Origin of the sequence: Acidobacterium capsulatum ATCC 51196, from assembly GCF_000022565.1 — a bacterium.
GTDB classification, from domain to species: Bacteria; Acidobacteriota; Terriglobia; order Terriglobales; family Acidobacteriaceae; genus Acidobacterium; species Acidobacterium capsulatum.
The window spans coordinates 2,049,559-2,067,938 of the sequence record NC_012483.1 but is presented as its reverse complement, the minus strand read 5'-3'; the positions used below and the strand labels follow the sequence as shown (position 1 = coordinate 2,067,938).

Genomic DNA, 18,380 nt, shown 5'->3' with positions numbered 1-18,380 from the left:
TAGACTCAAGCCGTGTCCACTGCGTCTCAATCCGGCAAGCCCCCCGTCTTTCTGCTCGACTCCATGTCGTTCATCTTTCGCGCTTACCACGCCATGCAGCGGCAGCGCCCTATGTCCACGCGCGCGGGTGTGCCCACCGCGGCCACCTACGTTTTTGTGAACATGATCAACAAGCTGCGCCGCGACTTCGCACCAGAGTTTTTTGCGGCAGTCTTTGACGTGAGCGCGCCGGTCTTTCGCGATGAGCGCGCCAAGGCCATGGCCACCATTCGCAAGTGGAATGCGAAGACGCAGAAATTTGACGAGGTGGAATACGCCGGCTACAAAGCCAATCGCGAAGAAATGCCTGCAGACCTTGCGCAGCAGTTGCCTTACATCCGCCGTGCGCTGGAGGCCTTTCGCATCCCCATTCTGCAGGCCGAGGGCTTTGAGGCTGACGATGTGATTGGCACGCTCGCACGGGAGGCCGCTGCGCAAGGGCATCCGGTCTTTGTCGTCTCCAACGACAAGGACATGATGCAGCTGGTCAACGAGCAGGTAAAGATCCTCAATCCGGCAAAAGACAATCTGGTGCTTGATCGGGAGAAGGTCATCGAAACTCTGGGCGTACCGCCCGAGCGCGTCATTGATGTAATGGCGCTGCGCGGAGACGCTATTGACAATGTGCCGGGCGCCCCGGGCATTGGCGAGAAGGGCTCGGTGGACCTGATCCAGCAATTTGGCAGCGTGGAAGCTGCGCTTGATCGTGCCGCTGAGGTGAAGCGCAAAACGTATCGCGAGTCGCTTGAGAATAATCGCGACAACATTCTGCTGAGCAAAGAGCTGGTCACCATTGACTGCGCGGTGCCGTTGCCTCTCGATCTCGATGCCATGCGCACGCAGCCGCCCGATGCCGCCGCATGCCGCACGCTTTTCACCGAGCTTGAATTCACATCGCTGCTCAAGGAACTCGCGCCCGCCGAAGAAGCAGAAGCGGTGGAGTACCTTACGCATCCATCGCCGGAGCAGGTGAAAACATTTCTTCTGACCGCGCTCCAGAAGGGATTTGCCTTTGCATTGCCCGTGCAGGAGACGCAAGCCGCGCAGCTCAGCGAAGCAGATGCTGAGAGTGTCGAGGAGGCAGATGCTACGCCCGTCGCGCAGAATTTATCAATGCTCGACATGTTTGAGCAGTCCGCCGTCGAGACGCCTGAGTCAACTCCCGTAGCCCCGGCAGAGTGGCAATTGGGTGTTGCGGTCGAGGCAGGAACCGCGCTCGTGCTGCCGCTCTCCACCCTGCGGCCATTGCTGGAAGACGCAACGATTCCCAAGCGTGTTCACGATCTCAAGTCCACACTGCGCGCGCTTTCCACGCAGGACATTGCACTGCGGGGAGCCGTCGATGATGTGATGCTTTACTCCTACCTGCTCAACCCCACGCACACCACGCATCGCCTCTCTGATGTGACAGCGCGTTTTCGTAACCATGCCCTGCGCGAGACAGGGGAAAACGAGCTACCCGAGGCCGCGCACGCCATCTTCACGCTGGCGCCCACCTTGCGCGAAGAGGTGGAGCGCGAAGACACGCTGAAGGTCTATGAGCAGATTGATCTGCCGCTGGCCCCGGTGCTGCTGGCGATGGAGCAGCACGGCGTTCGCATCGACTCAGAGATGCTGCGGGCGCTGGGAGACCGGCTCGCGGCCGACATGCATCGCGTCAGCCAGCAGATTTATGAGCAGGCCGGGCATCGATTCAACATCAACTCGCCCAAACAGCTCGGCGACGTGCTGTTCAACAAGATGAATCTGCCTCGCCCACTCAAGTACGGCAAAGGCAAAGTCATCTCGACCGCCCAGGATGTGCTCGAAGAGCTGGCCGCGCACAACGATGTGCCGCGTCTCGTGCTGGAGTTTCGCCAGCTCGCCAAGCTCAAGTCCAACTATGTGGACTCATTGCCGCTGCTGGCCGACAGCCAGGGCCGCGTGCATACCACCTTTCATCAGGTGGGCACCGCGACCGGGCGGCTTTCCTCCACGAATCCAAATCTGCAGAACATTCCGGTGCGCACGGCGCTCGGCCGTGAGATTCGCGCGGCCTTCATTGCCGCGCCGGGGCGCAAGCTGCTCTCTGCGGACTATTCTCAAATCGAACTGCGATTGATGGCGCACTTTTCTGAGGATCCACTGCTGCTCAATGCCTACAGCACCGGCCAGGACATTCACACGCTTACCGCATCGGAAGTCTTTGGCGTTGCACCAGAGGCCATGGACAAGGAGACGCGCAATCGCGCCAAGGCCGTGAATTTCGGCATCGTCTATGGCATCTCGCCCTTCGGGCTTGCGCAGCAGCTTGGCATTGATCAACATGAAGCGCGCCAGTATATCGATACGTACTTCGCGCGCTACCAGGGCGTGCGTGCTTACATTGACCGCGTGCTTGAGCAGACGCGCCGCGAGCAGCGCGTCCGCACCCTCTTTGGGCGTGTGCGGCCCATCCCGGATATTCAGAGCCGCAATGCCAATCAGCGTGGCTTTGCCGAGCGTACCGCCGTCAATACTCCGTTGCAGGGCACTGCGGCAGACCTGATCAAGCTGGCCATGATTCGCATCGATGCCCGCATCAAGAAGAAAAACCTGCAAACGCTGATGACGCTGCAGGTGCATGACGAATTGCTCTTCGATGTGCCGGAAGCAGAAGTAGAAGTGGTGGAAGATCTCGTACGGCACGAGATGGAGCACGTCGTTGAGCTGAAGGTGCCCATCGTAGCCGACATCGGCATCGGCGAAAACTGGCGCGATCTGAAGTAGCCGGTATGTCGGGGCAACTTGGATTGGGGTGCCCAGGTCCGCCGGTTCGGACCTGGGAAATTGTGCAGCGGTCGATCAGAGCGGCGTCTATATGCCGATCGCCTCGCGAATTGCGCCCGCAATGCTCTCGGCATGCTTTTGCATCAGCGCTTCGCTTTCAGCTTCGATCATGACGCGGGCCAGCGCTTCCGTACCGGAGTAGCGCACCACCACACGTCCGCGGCCATCCAGATCTGACTCGGCCTCGCGAATCGTCTCAGCTACGGCAGCAATTTCTTCGAGCGGCTTTTTCTCGCGCACCTTCACATTGACGATGACCTGCGGAAAGACCTTCAGGTCGGCGACCAGTTCGTGCAGCGGTTTGCCTGAACGCTGCACCATCTCAAGCACCAGCAGGGCCGTGAGCAATCCGTCTCCCGTAGTGGCGAGGGCAGGGAAGAGAATGTGCCCGGACTGCTCGCCGCCGAGCGCGGCTTTCTCGGAGCGCATGCGTTCCAGCACATATTTGTCGCCCACCGGCGCGCGCTCCATGCGAATGCCGTTGCGTTTCAGCGCTGCCTCAAGACCCATGTTTGACATGGTGGTGGCCACCACAACATCTCCCGGCAATTGCTTTCTGGCCTTGAGATCGCGCGCCGCCAACAGCAGGATGGCATCGCCGTTCACAACATTTCCATGCGCATCGGCAAAGAGTACGCGGTCCGCGTCGCCGTCAAATGTAACGCCAATATCCGCCCCTGCTGCTTTGGTTTCCGCCGCGACGACCTTGGGGTGCAGTGCGCCGCACTCGGCATTGATGTTGCGTCCATCGGGGCGAGCATGCGTCAAATCCACCTTGCCACCGAGCCCGGCAAACAGTTCGGGAGCAATCGCTGAAGCCGCGCCATTCGCGCAATCGAGCACCACATGCAGTCCTTGAAGTGAGAGGCCCGGTACCGCCTCACGCAAAAATGCTTCGTATTCGCCGCGATAGCCTGACTTCACCTCAGGAGCGGGGCATTGCGCCGGATCAGGATACTTTTGCAATTCCAGCCGCCGGAAGATCTCCTCTTCCATGGCTAGTTCGACCGTGTCCGGCAATTTGTAACCATCATCGCCGAATATTTTGATGCCGTTGTCCTGCCAGGGATTATGGGAAGCCGAGATCACCACTCCGGCTGCAAATCCGTGCTTTCTGGCGAGGTGCGCGACGGCTGGCGTGGTGATCGCTCCGGCATTTTCCACCGCAATGCCGCCTTCGCGCAGGCCAGCCGTGAGCACGCCCGCAATCCAGGGGCTCGACTCGCGCGTGTCCATGCCCAGCAGTACGCGTCTGGGGCTGCCGTTCCGCGTAATCTGGTGAGCCAGCGCGAGGCCCACGGCAAAAATAGTTGCGGCATCGAGCGGGCTCTCTCCGGCCACAGCGCGAATACCGTCGGTTCCAAATAGTTTTCTCATGCTTTGTTCAGGCGGCGCACGGTGCTGGTCACGTTTCCATCGGCCAACCGCGTCGTCATCTCCTCATCAGGTTTCAGTGAATCCACGCTTTTTACCAGGCGTCCCTGGCAGTCAAATACGAGTGCATAGCCGCGCTCCAGCACGCCCATGGGCGAGAGCGCGCGCAGCTTTCCTTCTATCCCATGCAGGCGTTCGCGGCGATGGCTCAGGTAGTGCCGGGCCGCGCGTTCGAGCGCACTGCGTTGGCGATCCAGCCGTTCGCGCATCGGATGCAGGCGATGTACGACATCCTGCCGTGCCAATGCGTGCTGGGCCAGTCCCAGCCGTTCGCGGCTCTGTTGCAGGCGGCCGCGCATGGCAAGCTCCCCGCTTGCGCTCAGTTCATCAATTTTTTGCTGGCGGCGATGCAGCGCGTCCATCATGCGCACGGTCATTTGCTCGACACGCACGCGGTCAAGGCCATGCCGGGCCTGCATCACGCGAAAGCGCATCGCGCGCTCCAGCCGTTGCGAAAGCGCTGACAGGTCTTCTTCTACGCGATGCTGTGCCGCAGTGATCAATTCGGCTGCGGCTGAGGGAGTGGGCGCGCGCAGATCGGCGACAAAGTCGGCAATCGTAAAGTCGGTTTCATGGCCGACCGCAGAAACCACCGGCAGTTCCGATGCGGCGATGGCCTCAGCCAGCGGCTCGGTATTGAAGGGCGCGAGATCTTCGAGCGATCCCCCCCCGCGCGCAACCACAATAGCGTCTACCTCACGCGTGCGGTTGAAATAGGAGATGCCCGCAGCCACTTCGGCCGCCGCACCCTCGCCCTGCACCGTTGCGGGATAAAGCAGCACCTGCAGCGCCGCATGACGCCGCTGCACAATGTTCAAGAAATCGCGAATTACCGCGCCCGTTGGCGAGGTGACGATGCCTACACAGCGCGGATAGGCTGGTATCGGCCGTTTGCGTTCGGCGTCAAAGAGGCCGCGCGCTTTCAGTTTTGCTTTGAGTTGTTCAAAAGCGACTTGCAACGAACCCGCGCCTAGCGGCTCCATGGTTTCGCCCACCATTTGCATCTGGCCGCGCTGCTCATAGATGGTGAGCCGTCCACGCAGCAGTACCTGCATGCCATCCTGCGGGCGAAAGCGCAACAGCGATGCCTGTCGCCGGAAGAACACCGCGGGCAGTTGGGCTTCACCATCTTTCAGCGTGAAGTAAAGGTGGCCAGAAGGTGCGGCGCGAAGATTTGAAATCTCACCTTCGACACGCAGTTCCGCAAAGCGGCGCTCAATCTGCGCGCGAGCCTCGGTGACCAGCTCACCGATCTTCCAGATGCGAGGTGTGTCTTCGTGAGCAACGGGTGCCTCAAAGAAAAGGCCCATCTGCGATTCATTGTCTGAATCGCGTTCTGGATGCTGCCGCGCGCGTTGTGAGGAAGAGCTGCTCACCAATTATTGAGTTTAATCCCAGCCGCCATGCAGAGACAGATTCTAGCGTCTCCAGTGTGACAACAGGTAAAGGACTACCGAAACCAGTACGCTCAGCAGCACGCAGGTCGCCAGCGGGAAGTAGAAGCTGAAGTGCTTGCCCTCATAGCGAATGTCGCCCGGCAGACGACCGAGCGGAAGGCCTGTTTTGCCCAGCAGCATGGCCACACCGCCGGCGACGAGCAGCAGCAATCCCATTCCGATCAAAATGCGACCCAGGCCCTGCATCCTGAATCCAGTGTAGACCGGCTGTTGACGCGCTCGCCGCAGACTGGTTAGCTTGCATTACGCACAGGGAACGATCATGCGCACATTCAGTCTCATCCTCGGCGTGCTTTGCCTCTTCTACGCGCTTCTTGACGCGTTTCAGACGGTCATTTTGCCGCGCCGCCCCAGCGGAGCCTTCCGGCTCACGCGCGTTTTCTACGTGCTCACCTGGCAGCCGTGGAAGGTCTTTGCCATGCGCATCCGCGACCCGCGCAAGCGTGAGACAGCGCTCAGCATCTACGGGCCGCTCTCTTTGGTGGGGCTCATCGGTGTTTGGGCGGTTACGCTGGTCTTCGGCTTTGGACTGCTCTTCTACGCCGTCGGCTCGCCCTTTCACGATCCACTCATGCTGCCTGGCTATTCCGACTTCTACGTGAGCGGCACGACGCTATTCACACTTGGGCTGGGCGACGTTATTCCACTCTCTTGGTTTGCGCGTACTTTCGTCGTTTTGGAGGCGGGTGTCGGCCTCGGCTTTGTCGCGCTGGTCATCGGCTACTTCCCGGTGCTTTATGGCGCGTTTTCGCGGCGCGAAGTGAATATCTCCATGCTGGATGCGCGCGCTGGCTCGCCGCCCACAGCGGTGGAGCTGCTTCGCCGCCATGCCTTTGAGGGTGGCGAAGAGGCGCTACTGCAATTGCTGGAGCAATGGGAGCGCTGGTCTGCCGAGTTGCTGGAGAGCCATATCTCTTACCCACTGCTCTGCTACTTCCGTTCACAGCACTCCAAGCAAAGCTGGCTGGCGGCGCTGGTGGCGGTGCTTGACACCTGCGCGCTGCTGATTGCCGGAGTGCAGGAGCAGCCTGCGCGGCAGGCGCAGCTTACCTTCACCATGGCGCGCCATGCGCTGATTGACCTCTCGCAGATTTTTTCCATTGATCCGCAGCAGCAGATTCCCGACCGGCTTCCCGCTGAGACCTTTCAGCAGATTCACGATCTGCTCTGTGCCTCAGGCGTGCGCGTCTGCCGTGATGGCGACACCGAGAAGCGCCTTAAGAAGATGCGAAAGCTCTACGAAGGCTATGCTTTCCCGCTGGGCGATTATCTCTGCATGCCGCTGCCGCCGTTCTATGACGAGCGGGCAAAGATCGACAACTGGCTCTCCGTCGCTAAAGTGCGTGCCGAGGCCGAGGCAGAGGGCGGCGAAAAGGCCAGCACCTCGGCCAGTATCTCGCACAGGCACACGGCTGAAGATCCGGAACATATCTTCTAGCCTGTAAATTCCACTTCGTGAGGGCGTTCTCGTTTCTCGCGATCACTGCTTCGCCACGATCATCTCCCGCAGTTCCGCCAGCAGTGGTTGCATCGCAGGCAGCGGCTCATTGTCTTGCCCGGTCACGATGCATTCCAGCTCCGAGGCAATCTGGCTCCCGCGAACGAGGCCAAAGGTGCCGAGTACGCCCGCCAGTTTATGTGCGGCGTCGTGGGCCGCATGGCGCGCATCCTGGCTTTCGGGATTTACTCGCAACGCTTCGCAACTGGCTTCCAGCGTCGCCAGCCGCTCCAACAGTGCTGGCTTGCTGGCCTTCCAGATGGCATCGAGCTTGCTTTGGATTGTGGCCAGTTTCTCGTCATCGAGAGCCATCGTTACTCCGTTTTAATCCATCCACCCCAGTACTCCGGCGATCTGATTGGCCAGCGTCAGGGGATCAAACGGCTTGAAGAGCACCCCGGCCACGCCCAGGTCGGCAAACCGCTGCTGATCCACCGCCTGGACCTTGGCCGTCAGCAGCAGAACCGGAATCTGCCGGGTCTCTGCAATGGCCTGCAGGTTGCGAAAGGTGGTAGGCCCGTCCATCTCCGGCATCATCACATCCAGCAGGATCGCGTCGGGATGTTCCTGTCTGGCTCGTTGGATGCCTTCTTTTCCGTTGGTGGCTATCACAACATCCCACTCGGCCACAGTTTCCAAAGTGAGTGCGGTGACGGTGCGGATATCTTCTTCGTCGTCAATGATCAGGATTTTGCGTTTCTTCATGCTTCCAGGTGTTTCTCTTCGTTTGTGATTCAGATTTCGGCAGGCGACTCTGAGGGTGTTGCAGGCAGCTCTGCATTCCTTGATCCGTTGGCAGAGCCGGCTGTCGGTTTCATTTCATGAGTCACGGGCAACAGGACATGCAATGTGGCTCCGTGCAGTTCATTCTGTTCGGCCCAGATACGCCCTCCATGCTGCTCGACAATGGTGCGGCAGATGGCAAGCCCAAGGCCGGTGCCGCCCTTCTGCCGGGAGTCCGAGGCATCCACCTGCTGAAAGCGGTCAAAGATGCTCTCCAGCTTGTCGGCTGGAATGCCGCGTCCCTCATCCACCACTGACAACTGCGCGTGCCCCGGCTGGCGATGAATGCGCAGCCGCACCTGCGCCTGCGGCGGAGAAAATTTGATTGCGTTGCTGAGCAGATTCGTCACCACCTGCTGCAGGCGATCCGGGTCGCCATCCACCCATACATCCTGCTCGGCCTCGAGCGTCAGCGTCACGCCTGAGTTTTCCGCCAGCGGCTGCATCGACTCCATTGCCTGCTGCGCCAGTTCACGAATCGACAGTCTGCGCAGGTTGAGCGTGGCGCGGCCCGATTGCATGCGTTCGAGGTCGAGAATGTCGTTAATCAGCCGGATCAGCCGGTCCGAGTTCGTCACCGCGATGCGCAGCAGGTTGCTGGCCTTCTCGTTCAGTTCGCCCAGCAGTCCGGCTGAGAGCAGGCCCAGCGAACCGCGAATCGAGGTCAGCGGCGTGCGCAGCTCATGGCTCACCGTCGAGACGAATTCATCCTTCATGCGGTCCAGCGCATAGCGCTGGCTGTTGTCGCGGAAGCTCAGCACGCTACCCACGACAGCATTTTCTTCCAGCATGGGCATCACTGAAAACTCAACCGGCAGCCTGCGCCCGTCGCGCTGCAAATAAATGTCCTGCCCCATGGTGGGCGTGAGCGTCTGCAGCGCCAGCCGTGTACGGCAGTCTTCGCCGCAAATTTCGCTGCCCAGCGCGCCATGCAGCACCGCGTGAGCCCGCTTGCCAATCAGTACCGGCGTTTCAATGCCGAGCAGCCGCGAGGCGGCTGGGTTCACAAAGTCGATCATTCCATCCGGGGTGACGCCAAAAATCGCATCGGCCACCGAATTGAGGATGAACTCCTTCTGCTGGTTCAGCGCCACGACGCGCGACTCCTGCGAGGAGCGCGCCAGGAACTGCCCGATGGAGGCGCAAATGGTCTCTACCGTTGCCGTGATCTCGGCGTCTTCGCGCATGCGGTGACGCGAGAAAAACTCCATCACCGCAATCACCTGGTTGCCCACGCGTATAGGCACGGCCCAGCCGCTCATCAATCCGTTCAGCCGTGCCGAGTGACCGCGCACAAAATGAGGATCGGTTCGCAGATCGCTCACCCAGTGAGGTTCTCCCCGCGCCCACACCATGCCCGGCAAGCCCTCGCCACGGTGAAAGCGCCGCGACGCGCTCTCGGCCCGGAACTCTTCGCTGGCGCGGCCCTGCGGAGCCCAACTGCTCTGCAGCTTCAGCCAATTGGCGGCCTCGTCGATCACCCAGAAGTTGCTCACGTCGCTGCCCAGCGTGGAACAGAGCGCTGCGAGAATCTGGGGCACGGCCATCTGGGCCGTGCTGGACTCGCCGATAATCTGGCTCACCTGCAACTGCATGCGCAGGCGGCGCTCCCGCCGGTTGCGCTCAGTTACATCACGGAAAATGCAGCGCACGGAGACGGGGCTGCCACTCTCCCGGCGGCAGCTCATGCTGGCTTCCACTTCCACCGTGCCGCCATCGCGAGTGTGCAGGCGCAGGGGCGCCGCCTCTACCTTCATGCCCAGCAGCGCCTGCCGGAAGAGCACCGCTGCCTCAGCTTGCACCTCCAGGGAAAATGCCGATTCAAAGCTCATCAGCGACTCGAATTGGTCGGCTGTCATGCCAAAGTGCGATTGCCAGGCAGGATTCACATAGAGATACCGCCCTCGCGGGCTGAGCGTGGCAATCATCTCCGCGGAGTTTTCAAACAGGTCGCGATAGCGCTCTTCACTTTCGCGCAGCGCCTGCTCGGCCCGCTTGGTTGCGCTCAGATCGGTGCTCACGCTCACCAGCCCGGTGATGGAGCCTTCTCGCGAACGAATGGCCGAAAGATAAACTGTTGCCGGAAAAACCGACCCATCCTTGCGCCGGTAGCTCATCTCAAAGCCGCGCACGCGCGTTGACGGAAAGCTGCTCACATACTGCAGAAATGAGCGTACCGGCTCGGGAGCATCGCCCGGCAGCATCTGCGCCCGCTGTATGGCGCCGGTCAACTGCCTGCCAATCCGCTCCATTTCGCCGTCAGGAAAAAGCTCATCCGGCCGCAGGCGGCCGACTACTTCGTCGGCCCGGTATCCCAGCATGCGCTCCGCTGCCGGATTAAAGATGATGATGCGTCCGCGAATATCCGCCGCCAGAATCATGGCTCCGGCCGAATCCAGAATGGAGCGCTGCAGTTGCACTGACTCGCTCAGCTCCTGCTCGGTCAGAGCCAGGCGCATTGCCGCCCGCAGGCTGAAGATGCTCACCAAAATGAACAGGACCTGCGCCAGAATCCACAATGCGATGAACCAGAACAAGCCGGGGTTCTGCAGCATCGCCGTGTGCTCGGTACGCGCAAAAAGGAGAAGGCCCGATCCTGAAAAGATCAGCGCCGCCAGAAAAGCCAGCGAAAGCAAAGGTGTGTTCTTCGATCGGATCACGGGCCCCGGAGGCCTTGCGGTCCAGGCCGTGAAGGGAGCGCGGCCTGCGCAAAGCTCATGGCAAGTATAGGCAACTCAAAGGAGCTTCCACCCGGAAATTGATGAAAATCGGCAAGGGCCGGGGCGGTTTAACGAAAACATCCGCGCTGCAAGCAAACGCAGGAAACCGCCTGGTCTGTTCAGACGCCCATAATCCGGCCAGCATCCATCGAAAGGACGGCCACCTGTGCATCTGACCGCACGGAATGAAGAGAGGCCACCAACTGCTCGTCCTCTTCCTGGCTCAAGGTCCAGGGGCGCGGGCGGGTGGCGGACATGCGGCAAAGCGACCAGAAAACGATCAATGCGGCGACGTAGAGAGCACCAAGCAGAACGATCCAGAAAAGCATGTCGTAAGAATCCTGTTCGTCTCGTAATTTTGTGCTGCGGAGTTAACGAACAACCAGCATCCTACGCCTCGAGTAATAGAATCGTCCAGAACTTAGGTAATGTTACCGAATACCACTTTTGTGGTATTCGATTCACCCTTGCGGAATGGTCTGGCTCTGCAAAAGCAAAGAGGGGAGCCGCCTATGGCGGCTCCCCTCTTTGAATGGTTGAGTCAATCTGGCTTACGCGGTAACCGGCTCCAGCAGGCGAGCCCAGCGGCGCCCCTGGCGGGCAGCATGAGCCTGCTTGTGGTAGGCGTAACCGGTCACCAGCGGCAGGGCCATGGTCGCTTCGCTGTAGACCATCTGCTCGTAGGTGGTATCCACCTTGCCCCAGGAGCTGGCTTCCTTGAGCGTGCTCGACGAGAGCGCGCCGTCGCGCACATCGGCCACGGTGATCTGCACCGCATACTTGTGCATCGGGGCGTCCATGCCGAGCACGTCGGCAGCCACCACGATATCCTGCGCGAAGTTCTTCGGTACGCCGCCGCCAATCATCAGCAGGCCGGTCGTCGGGTTAGCGATCTTGAGTTGGGTGAGCTCGTAGAAGTCCTTGGCCGAGTCAATCGAGACTTTGGGCTTGTCCTGCCGGGCATGCTGGTGCGCCACCAGGCCAAAGCCGGCGGAGCAGTCGCTGAAGGCCGGCACGAAGATCGGCACATCATTCTGGTACGCCGCATAGACCATCGAGTCCACGCCGCCCTTGGCCGGAATCTTGCCTTCCTTTTCGAGGTAAGCGCCCATCGCCTTGATGAACTCGCGCGAGCTGTGGGGGCGAGGATCGAGCGAGTTGGCAATCTTCTCGGTCGTCTCGTCGCAGATGCGCAGTTCTTCTTCGTCGATCAGCGTGTCATAGATCCGATCGATCATCAGTTCGCGCAGCGTGGCGTCTTCGGTGCCCTGCTTGAGCAGGTCATCGGCAATCCAGTGCTTGAAGCCGAGGGCTTCAAAGAAGTCCTGGTCCACAATATTGGCGCCGGTCGAGACAATGGCGTCCACCATGTGATTGCGGATCAGGTCGATGAAGATCTGCTTGAGTCCGGCGCTGATCAGCGACCCGGCGAGGCACAGAATCACGCCGCATTCCTGGTCGCGCAGCATGCGCTCATAAATCGAAGCCGCCCGGGCGAGGTCACGGGAGCTATAGGCCATCTGCTGCATCGCATCGACGAGCGCGACAACATTGTGCTGCTTGATGTCGATGTGCTGGATGGGGTTGTTGAGGAGTTCCTGTTTCGTAGGCATAGCATCTCCAGAATATCAATGGACGGGGGGAATTCCCTCTTTTGGAATATGAATTTTTTGCCCATGGGCTGCGCCGAAAGCCCCGCCTTTGTTGCATTTCCTGCAATCTTCGGGAGTTATACTTGCCGCCTATGACTCTCCACCGTTCTGCTTTGCTTCGTTCCCTGGCTGCTTTATGCCTCCTGCCCGTTCTGACCGTGCCCGCCTGCTACGCCTGGGGCAAGGATGGCCATAAGATGATCAACCACCTGGCCGTAACCTCGCTGCCGCCCAGCATTCCGGCCTTTCTGCGCTCCCCGGCCGCCGTGGACGAGATCACCTATCTTGGCCCCGAGCCGGATCGCTGGCGCTCACCCGCCGAGCCGGAACTCGACGCCATGCAGGCTCCCGATCACTACATCGATATGGAGCTGGCCGATCGCATTGCACCGCTGCCGCGCGAGCGCTACCAGTACATCGCCAAGCTCTACGCCTATATCGAGGCGCATCCTGATCAGGCCCGGGAGATGCAGCCCACGCACATCGGCTTTCAGCCCTATATCTCTGAAGAGGTCTGGGAGCGTCTGAAGTCGGCCATGCGCGACTATCGCCAGCTCAAGGCCGCGGGCAAAGACACCATGCCCGTTCAGCAGGCCATCATTTTCTATGCCGGATGGCTCGGTCATTACGTTGCCGACGGCTCGCAGCCCCTGCACACCACCATTGAATACAACGGCTGGGTCGGCCCCAATCCCAACCACTACACCACCAGCCATCACATCCACTCGCAGTTTGAGAGCGAGTTTGTGCATGACAACATGACCAATGCCGAAGTGCGGCAATACATGAAGCCGGTCGAGCCCATCGGCGATGAGTGGACGCAGTACTGGGACTACCTCAACACCACCCATGCCGACGTGGATGAGGTCTATCAGCTCTGGAATGAGCACGGCTTTGAGGGCAAGGGCACGGCTGAATCGCGGAAGTTTACCGCCGAGCGGCTGGCGGCGGGCGCCGATGAGCTGCGCAACCTGATCGTCGCCGCGTGGGTCAAGAGCGCTGAGCCGGTGCCCGAGTGGCACGATCACTACGACAAAAAAGACAAGAAATAAGGCCGTAAAAGACCACGGAAACATGCCCCATGCAGATCGGGAATCTGGCTTGCATGGGGTTTTTCTTTGCCGGGCGCCCCGGGTCCGTCCGTTCGGACCCGGGAGCGGAAGCGCCCTAACCCCTCGTCCGCACCGTGGCGAGTCCGCCATCGACGCCGATCACCTGCCCGGTGACCCAGCTCTGCTCTGGATCGAGCAACCAGGCAATCGCCGACGCCACTTCGCTGGCCTCGCCAAAGCGCCCCAGCGCATGCATCGCGAGCGAGCCTTTGGCGGCCATTTCATTGCCTGTAATGCGCTCAGTCAGGGGAGTCTTCGTCAGTCCGGGAGCGACGCAGTTGACACGCAGGTTCCGGCTGGCATAGGTGGCCGCCGCTGACAGCGCCAATCCCTGCACCCCGGCCTTGGCTGCGGCAATCGCCTCATGGCTGGCGATGCCCAGCCGCGCCGCCGCGCTCGAGAGCAGCACCACGCTGCCACCCTGCTTCATAGTGCGCGCCGCCGCCCGCACGGTGGCAAAAGCACTCTTCAGGCTGATGGCCAGCGTCGCTTCCAGCTCTTCATCTGTGGTCAGGTGAGCCGGCTTGAGCAGCAGCGAGCCGAAGCAGTTGGCGATGCCATCCAGGGTGCCTAGTTGCGCTGCTCCGTCGGCAATGGTGCTCTCCACTTCGGCGGATGCGGTGGCATCGGCGCGGGCAAAACCCACCGCGCCCACCTCAGCAGCCAGCGGCTGCAGCCTGGCCTGATCGCGGCCCACCAAAAAGAGCCGGTGCCCCGCGTCGGCCAGCCGCCGCGTCAGCGCACTGCCAATGCCGCCATACGCGCCCAGAATTACGTAGTTGTTTGCCATAGATCCCTCAATGGCATTGAAATACGCCAGACGGCTCGCTGCCCATGCCGCCGCAAGGCCGGTTTTATCCAGTCATGAGGAATCTCGCACAATCCTTCAGCGCGTCAAAAATTGCCGCGCCGCTCAGCCATTCCCGCGCGCACCGTCGATGCTGAAGCGCCCCGGCCCCGCCAGCGCAATCGCGGCCAGCGCGCCGAGATACAGCACAATCAGCTCGCCATGATCGGCTTCGGGCCCGCGGCCCAGAAACGCGAAGTGGTGTACAAACTCCCACGCCACCCAGAGATTGCAGAAGCAGAAAAGCGCCGCCCAGCGTGTGCCGAGGCCCAGCACAATCAGCAGCGAGCATACAAAGTCAGAGAAGAACGCAATCAGAAAGCTGAGCGGCGAGCCCAGGTGAAACAGGTTAGGGAAGTGCGCCATGAACACGCCCCACTGCGTTGGCCGCTTCTCCCATCCGTGGTGCAGAAACAGCGCCGCGCCCGTCGTGATGCGCAGCGCCGTCAGCGCCAATGCCGGAAACTCCGGAATGCCTCGTCCCGATGCCAGAGCTGCCAGTCTTGCCATGAGATTTCTCCTCGTTTCTCTTCCTGCCGGGCTATTTTTGGCCTGCGCCGAAAGGGGGTTCTCCGGCATATAACCCCGCCGTATTGTTTCCGCGGTTCTAACCCGTACAATAACCATGACATGCCGGTCATGGACACGCTGATACCTCTACCCGCCAACGCGCTCTCGGCGCTTGCGGACCTGAACATGCACAAGCTGTCCCATTATTGGCACACCCATTACGCCGACAATACCTTCCAGCACCTCTACCACTGGAACCTCTTTGATGCGGCGATGCTCACGCCCTACTTCCTCGTGATGATCATCCTGTCGTTCTATGGGGTGCATCGCTACATCATGGTGTGGGAGTATTACCGCTTCCGCAAGCGCGCCACCAAAGAGCCGCCCAAAGAGTTTCCCGAACTGCCTCGTGTCACGGTGCAGTTACCCATCTTCAATGAGCAGTTTGTGATTGACCGCCTCATCGAGGCCATTTGCGCGATGGATTATCCGAGAGACCGGCTGGAGATTCAGGTCCTCGACGACTCGACCGACGAAACGCAGGCCGTGGCCGCCGCGCTGGTCAAGAAGTATCAGGAGCAAGGCCAGCCCATCGTCTACCTGCACCGCACCAACCGGCAAGGCTACAAGGCCGGCGCGCTCGATGAGGGCCTGAAGGTCGCAAAAGGCGAATTCGTCGCCATCTTTGACGCTGACTTTGTTCCCTCGCCCGATTGGCTGATGAAGGTCATCCACCATTTCAGCGATCCAGCCATCGGCATGGTGCAGACTCGCTGGACGCACCTGAATCGCGACTACAGCTTTCTCACGCAGGTCGAGGCTATTCTGCTTGATGGCCATTTCGTGCTCGAGCATGGCGCTCGCTCCCGCGCCGGCGTCTTCTTCAACTTCAATGGCACAGCCGGCATGTGGCGCCGCACCGCCATCACCGATGCCGGTGGCTGGCAGCATGACACCCTCACCGAAGACACAGACCTCAGCTACCGCGCGCAGCTCGTCGGCTGGAAGTTCAAGTATCTTCAGGATGTCGAGTGCCCGGCCGAGCTGCCCATTGAGATGACGGCTTTCAAAACGCAACAAGCGCGATGGGCCAAGGGCCTCATTCAGACCTCAAAAAAGATCATGCCGCAGGTGCTGCGCGCCGACCTTTCCTGGCATGAGAAGCTCGAAGCCTGGTACCACCTCACGGCCAACATCAGCTATCCGCTGATGATCGTGCTCTCGATTCTGCTGCTGCCCACTGAGATCATCCAGTTCCATCAAGGATGGTTTCAGATGCTCTTCATCGACTTTCCGCTCTTTGCGGCGTCTACCTTCTCCATCGCCTCGTTCTACATGGTTTCGCAGCAGATTCTGTATCCGCATCGCTGGTTCAGAACGCTTTGCTATTTGCCTTTTCTCATGGCGCTTGGCATCGGCCTTACTCTGACCAACTCCAAGGCGGTCATCGAGGCGCTGCTCGGCATCAAGAGTTCGTTCAAGCGCACGCCCAAATACCGCGTGCAGGCGAAGGGGGAACGCAGCAAGGCCACCAAATACCGCAAGCGCCTCGGCATTCTGCCCCTGCTGGAGCTGGCCATCGGCGCATGGTTCATGTGGTGCATCTGGTACGCCATCGTTAACCAGAGCTACTTCACCGTCCCGTTCCTGCTCATCTTCGTAGTCGGCTACTGGTACACCGGGCTGCTCTCGATCTTCCAGGGCCGGTTTGAACGCTGGCGGCGCGGCGGAACCAACCTCGACGAGTCCTCGCCCAAGCCCTTTCCGGTGGGAATCTAAAAGCAGTTTTCAGTCCCCAGTTTTCAGTTTTCAGCCTTCATCCTCAGTGCCTGGTGGTCAGCTTCAGCAATCGGTTGTTTCTCCGGCGGAAGCACAGGCGCGATCCCCTCTGCCGCGTGATGGAAGCAAGAAAAGATGTTGCTGAATGAACCGTGTGCCTTCGGCTCAATGATGCAGAAATCTGCATCGATCCCGATCATCACTGACCACTGGCAACTGGCAACTGAAAACTGGGGACTGATCACTGACAACTGGGAACTGACAACTGGCTCACACCAGTCCCCGCTCACCAATCTCGGCCATCACGCGCTCTACTGACCAGTCCAGGGATTCGGTGCCCTGCACAATCAGATCGGCATACTGCGACGAGGGTCGCACGTAGCGTTCCGCCATGGGGCGCACTGTTGCGGCATAGTGCCCGGCCACCGACTCCGGCGTGCGCCCGCGCTCGCGAATGTCGCGCGCCAGACGTCGCTCGTAGCACACCGCGTCCGGAGCATCCACATACACGCTCAGATCATAAAGCCGCCGCAGCCCCGGATAATACAGCGCAAAGATGCCGTCCACCACAATGCAGGCTGCCGGCTCCATGCGCTCCTCGACGCCGGCGCGCCGGGTGTGCGTGGCAAAGTCGTAGCGCGGCTGCGCAATCGTGTGGCTGGCTGCCAGTTGCTCCAGTTGCTCGATCAGCAGGCAGGTCTCGATGGCGTCAGGATGGTCAAAGTTCTGCACGCACCGCTCCTCATAGCTCAGGTGGCTGAGGTCGCGGTAATAGTGGTCCAGCAGGAAGGGCACGCCCTTCAGCTCGCGTGCCAGCTCCCGTGCCAGTGTGGTCTTGCCCGAGCCCGAACAGCCTCCCACCCCCAGAATCAGGGCAGGCTTCACGCTGCGTCTTCCCGGCCGAGTCCGGCCATCTGAGGAATCACGCCCTGCAGCAGTTGCGTCAACTGCGCCTCGGTGCGCTTGCCGGTCTCCAGCACCTCTTCGTGCGTCAGCTCCTCGTTCTGCAGGCCTGCGGCAAGATTGGTCACGCAGGAGATCCCCAGCACCTCCAGGCCCATGTGCCGTGCGGCTATCACTTCCTGCACCGTGGACATACCTACCAGGTCAGCGCCCATCGAGCGAAAGGCGCGAATCTCGGCCGGCGTCTCAAAGCTCGGTCCCAGTACCCCAATGTAGACGCCCTCTTTGAGGGAGTGGCCATGCTGCTCCGCCACGGAGTGCGCCAGCTTGCGCAGGCGCGGCGAGTACGCGTTGGTCATGTCAAAAAAGCGCGGCCCGAAGCGTTCCTCATTCACGCCGCACAGCGGGTTGTAGCCCGTCAGATTGATGTGATCCTCAATCAGAACCAGCTCGCCCGGCTGCAGCCCCTCGCGAATGCCGCCCGCCGCGTTGGTCACAATCACCTGCTCGATGCCGAGCTGCTTCATCACACGCACCGGAAAAGCTACCTGCGATGGCTTGTAGCCCTCATACGCATGCACGCGGCCCTGCATCACCAGCACCGGTGTATCCCCGCACTGGCCAATATGAATGCGCCCGCTATGCCCTTGCACATTCGAAACAGGGAAGTGCGGCGCCTCAGAAAAGCGCATGCACTTTGAATTTGTCAGCGAACCGGCAAAAGCGCCCAGCCCCGAACCAAGCACAACGGCGACCTTGGGTTGCAGCGGACTGCGCTTGCGAATACACGCGGTTGCTTCAATCGTTTCAGAGAAAATCGACAGGCTGCTCATCCGGA

The 18,380-nt window shown here is 60.5% G+C and carries 17 protein-coding genes; 4 read left to right on the top strand and 13 right to left on the bottom strand.

Features of this window, described 5'->3' with window-relative positions; genetic code table 11:
- The first annotated feature begins 12 nt into the window (after positions 1-12).
- On the top strand, positions 13-2,787 hold the full coding sequence (gene polA / locus ACP_RS08345; RefSeq protein ID WP_015896859.1) for a DNA polymerase I: 2,775 nt from the start codon (positions 13-15) through the stop codon (positions 2,785-2,787).
- An 87-nt stretch (positions 2,788-2,874) separates the two neighbouring features.
- Here the strand turns inward: polA and glmM are convergent, their stop codons facing one another.
- From glmM to ACP_RS08330, 3 genes are all read right to left on the bottom strand, one after another.
- A complete protein-coding gene (gene glmM / locus ACP_RS08340; protein WP_015896858.1) occupies positions 2,875-4,224 on the bottom strand; it encodes a phosphoglucosamine mutase in 1,350 nt (449 codons plus the stop codon).
- Positions 4,221-5,591 (bottom strand): exodeoxyribonuclease VII large subunit, encoded by a 1,371-nt coding sequence (gene xseA, locus ACP_RS08335; protein WP_015896857.1) that lies wholly within the window; start codon positions 5,589-5,591, stop codon positions 4,221-4,223. The genes glmM and xseA overlap by 4 nt, the downstream gene beginning before the upstream one ends.
- A 108-nt stretch (positions 5,592-5,699) precedes the next feature.
- Positions 5,700-5,903 carry a DUF2905 domain-containing protein gene (locus ACP_RS08330; RefSeq protein WP_274426278.1) on the bottom strand — a complete coding sequence of 68 codons (204 nt, stop codon included), beginning with the start codon at positions 5,901-5,903 and terminating at the stop codon, positions 5,700-5,702.
- Positions 5,904-6,000: 97 nt separating this feature from the next.
- Here ACP_RS08330 and ACP_RS08325 point away from each other — a divergent pair, with 97 nt between their 5' ends.
- Positions 6,001-7,176: a potassium channel family protein gene (locus ACP_RS08325; protein ID WP_015896855.1), complete on the top strand. Its 1,176-nt coding sequence runs from the start codon at positions 6,001-6,003 to the stop codon at positions 7,174-7,176.
- A 42-nt stretch (positions 7,177-7,218) separates the two neighbouring features.
- On the opposite strand, the gene ACP_RS08320 is transcribed toward ACP_RS08325, so the two are convergent.
- The 5 genes from ACP_RS08320 to ACP_RS08300 form a co-directional block, all read right to left on the bottom strand.
- A complete protein-coding gene (locus ACP_RS08320; RefSeq protein ID WP_041839426.1) occupies positions 7,219-7,548 on the bottom strand; it encodes an Hpt domain-containing protein in 330 nt (109 codons plus the stop codon).
- Between the two features lie 12 nt (positions 7,549-7,560).
- Entirely contained in the window at positions 7,561-7,941 is a 381-nt protein-coding gene (locus tag ACP_RS08315) for a response regulator (protein WP_015896854.1), read from the bottom strand.
- 29 nt (positions 7,942-7,970) lie between these two features.
- Positions 7,971-10,655: a PAS domain S-box protein gene (locus tag ACP_RS17345; RefSeq protein ID WP_052294750.1), complete on the bottom strand. Its 2,685-nt coding sequence runs from the start codon at positions 10,653-10,655 to the stop codon at positions 7,971-7,973.
- A gap of 203 nt (positions 10,656-10,858) precedes the next feature.
- Positions 10,859-11,068: a hypothetical protein gene (locus ACP_RS08305; RefSeq protein ID WP_015896853.1), complete on the bottom strand. Its 210-nt coding sequence runs from the start codon at positions 11,066-11,068 to the stop codon at positions 10,859-10,861.
- Between the two features lie 222 nt (positions 11,069-11,290).
- Positions 11,291-12,352, bottom strand: a complete 1,062-nt coding sequence (locus tag ACP_RS08300) for a 1,9-bis(guanidino)-5-aza-nonane synthase (RefSeq protein WP_015896852.1) — start codon at positions 12,350-12,352, stop codon at positions 11,291-11,293.
- A gap of 131 nt (positions 12,353-12,483) precedes the next feature.
- On the opposite strand from ACP_RS08300, the gene ACP_RS08295 reads away from it, so the two are divergent.
- Entirely contained in the window at positions 12,484-13,443 is a 960-nt protein-coding gene (locus ACP_RS08295; protein WP_015896851.1) for a S1/P1 nuclease, read from the top strand.
- Between the two features lie 115 nt (positions 13,444-13,558).
- Here ACP_RS08295 and ACP_RS08290 read toward each other — a convergent pair whose 3' ends face one another.
- Together ACP_RS08290 and ACP_RS18095 are read right to left on the bottom strand one after the other, a co-directional pair.
- Positions 13,559-14,293 (bottom strand): SDR family NAD(P)-dependent oxidoreductase, encoded by a 735-nt coding sequence (locus ACP_RS08290; protein WP_015896850.1) that lies wholly within the window; start codon positions 14,291-14,293, stop codon positions 13,559-13,561.
- Positions 14,294-14,416: 123 nt separating this feature from the next.
- Complete coding sequence (locus tag ACP_RS18095) at positions 14,417-14,860, bottom strand: DoxX family protein (RefSeq protein WP_015896849.1); 444 nt, start codon at positions 14,858-14,860, stop codon at positions 14,417-14,419.
- A gap of 129 nt (positions 14,861-14,989) precedes the next feature.
- On the opposite strand from ACP_RS18095, the gene ACP_RS08280 reads away from it, so the two are divergent.
- A complete protein-coding gene (locus tag ACP_RS08280; RefSeq protein ID WP_052294888.1) occupies positions 14,990-16,639 on the top strand; it encodes a cellulose synthase family protein in 1,650 nt (549 codons plus the stop codon).
- Between the two features lie 23 nt (positions 16,640-16,662).
- Here ACP_RS08280 and ACP_RS18300 read toward each other — a convergent pair whose 3' ends face one another.
- The 3 genes from ACP_RS18300 to ACP_RS08270 all read right to left on the bottom strand — a co-directional run bounded on the left by ACP_RS18300 (position 16,663) and on the right by ACP_RS08270 (position 18,375).
- Entirely contained in the window at positions 16,663-16,839 is a 177-nt protein-coding gene (locus ACP_RS18300) for a hypothetical protein (RefSeq protein ID WP_169305951.1), read from the bottom strand.
- 70 nt (positions 16,840-16,909) lie between these two features.
- Complete coding sequence (gene udk / locus ACP_RS08275) at positions 16,910-17,524, bottom strand: uridine kinase (protein WP_015896845.1); 615 nt, start codon at positions 17,522-17,524, stop codon at positions 16,910-16,912.
- A complete protein-coding gene (locus tag ACP_RS08270; RefSeq protein WP_015896844.1) occupies positions 17,521-18,375 on the bottom strand; it encodes a purine-nucleoside phosphorylase in 855 nt (284 codons plus the stop codon). The genes udk and ACP_RS08270 overlap by 4 nt, the downstream gene beginning before the upstream one ends.
- Positions 18,376-18,380: the final 5 nt, after the last annotated feature.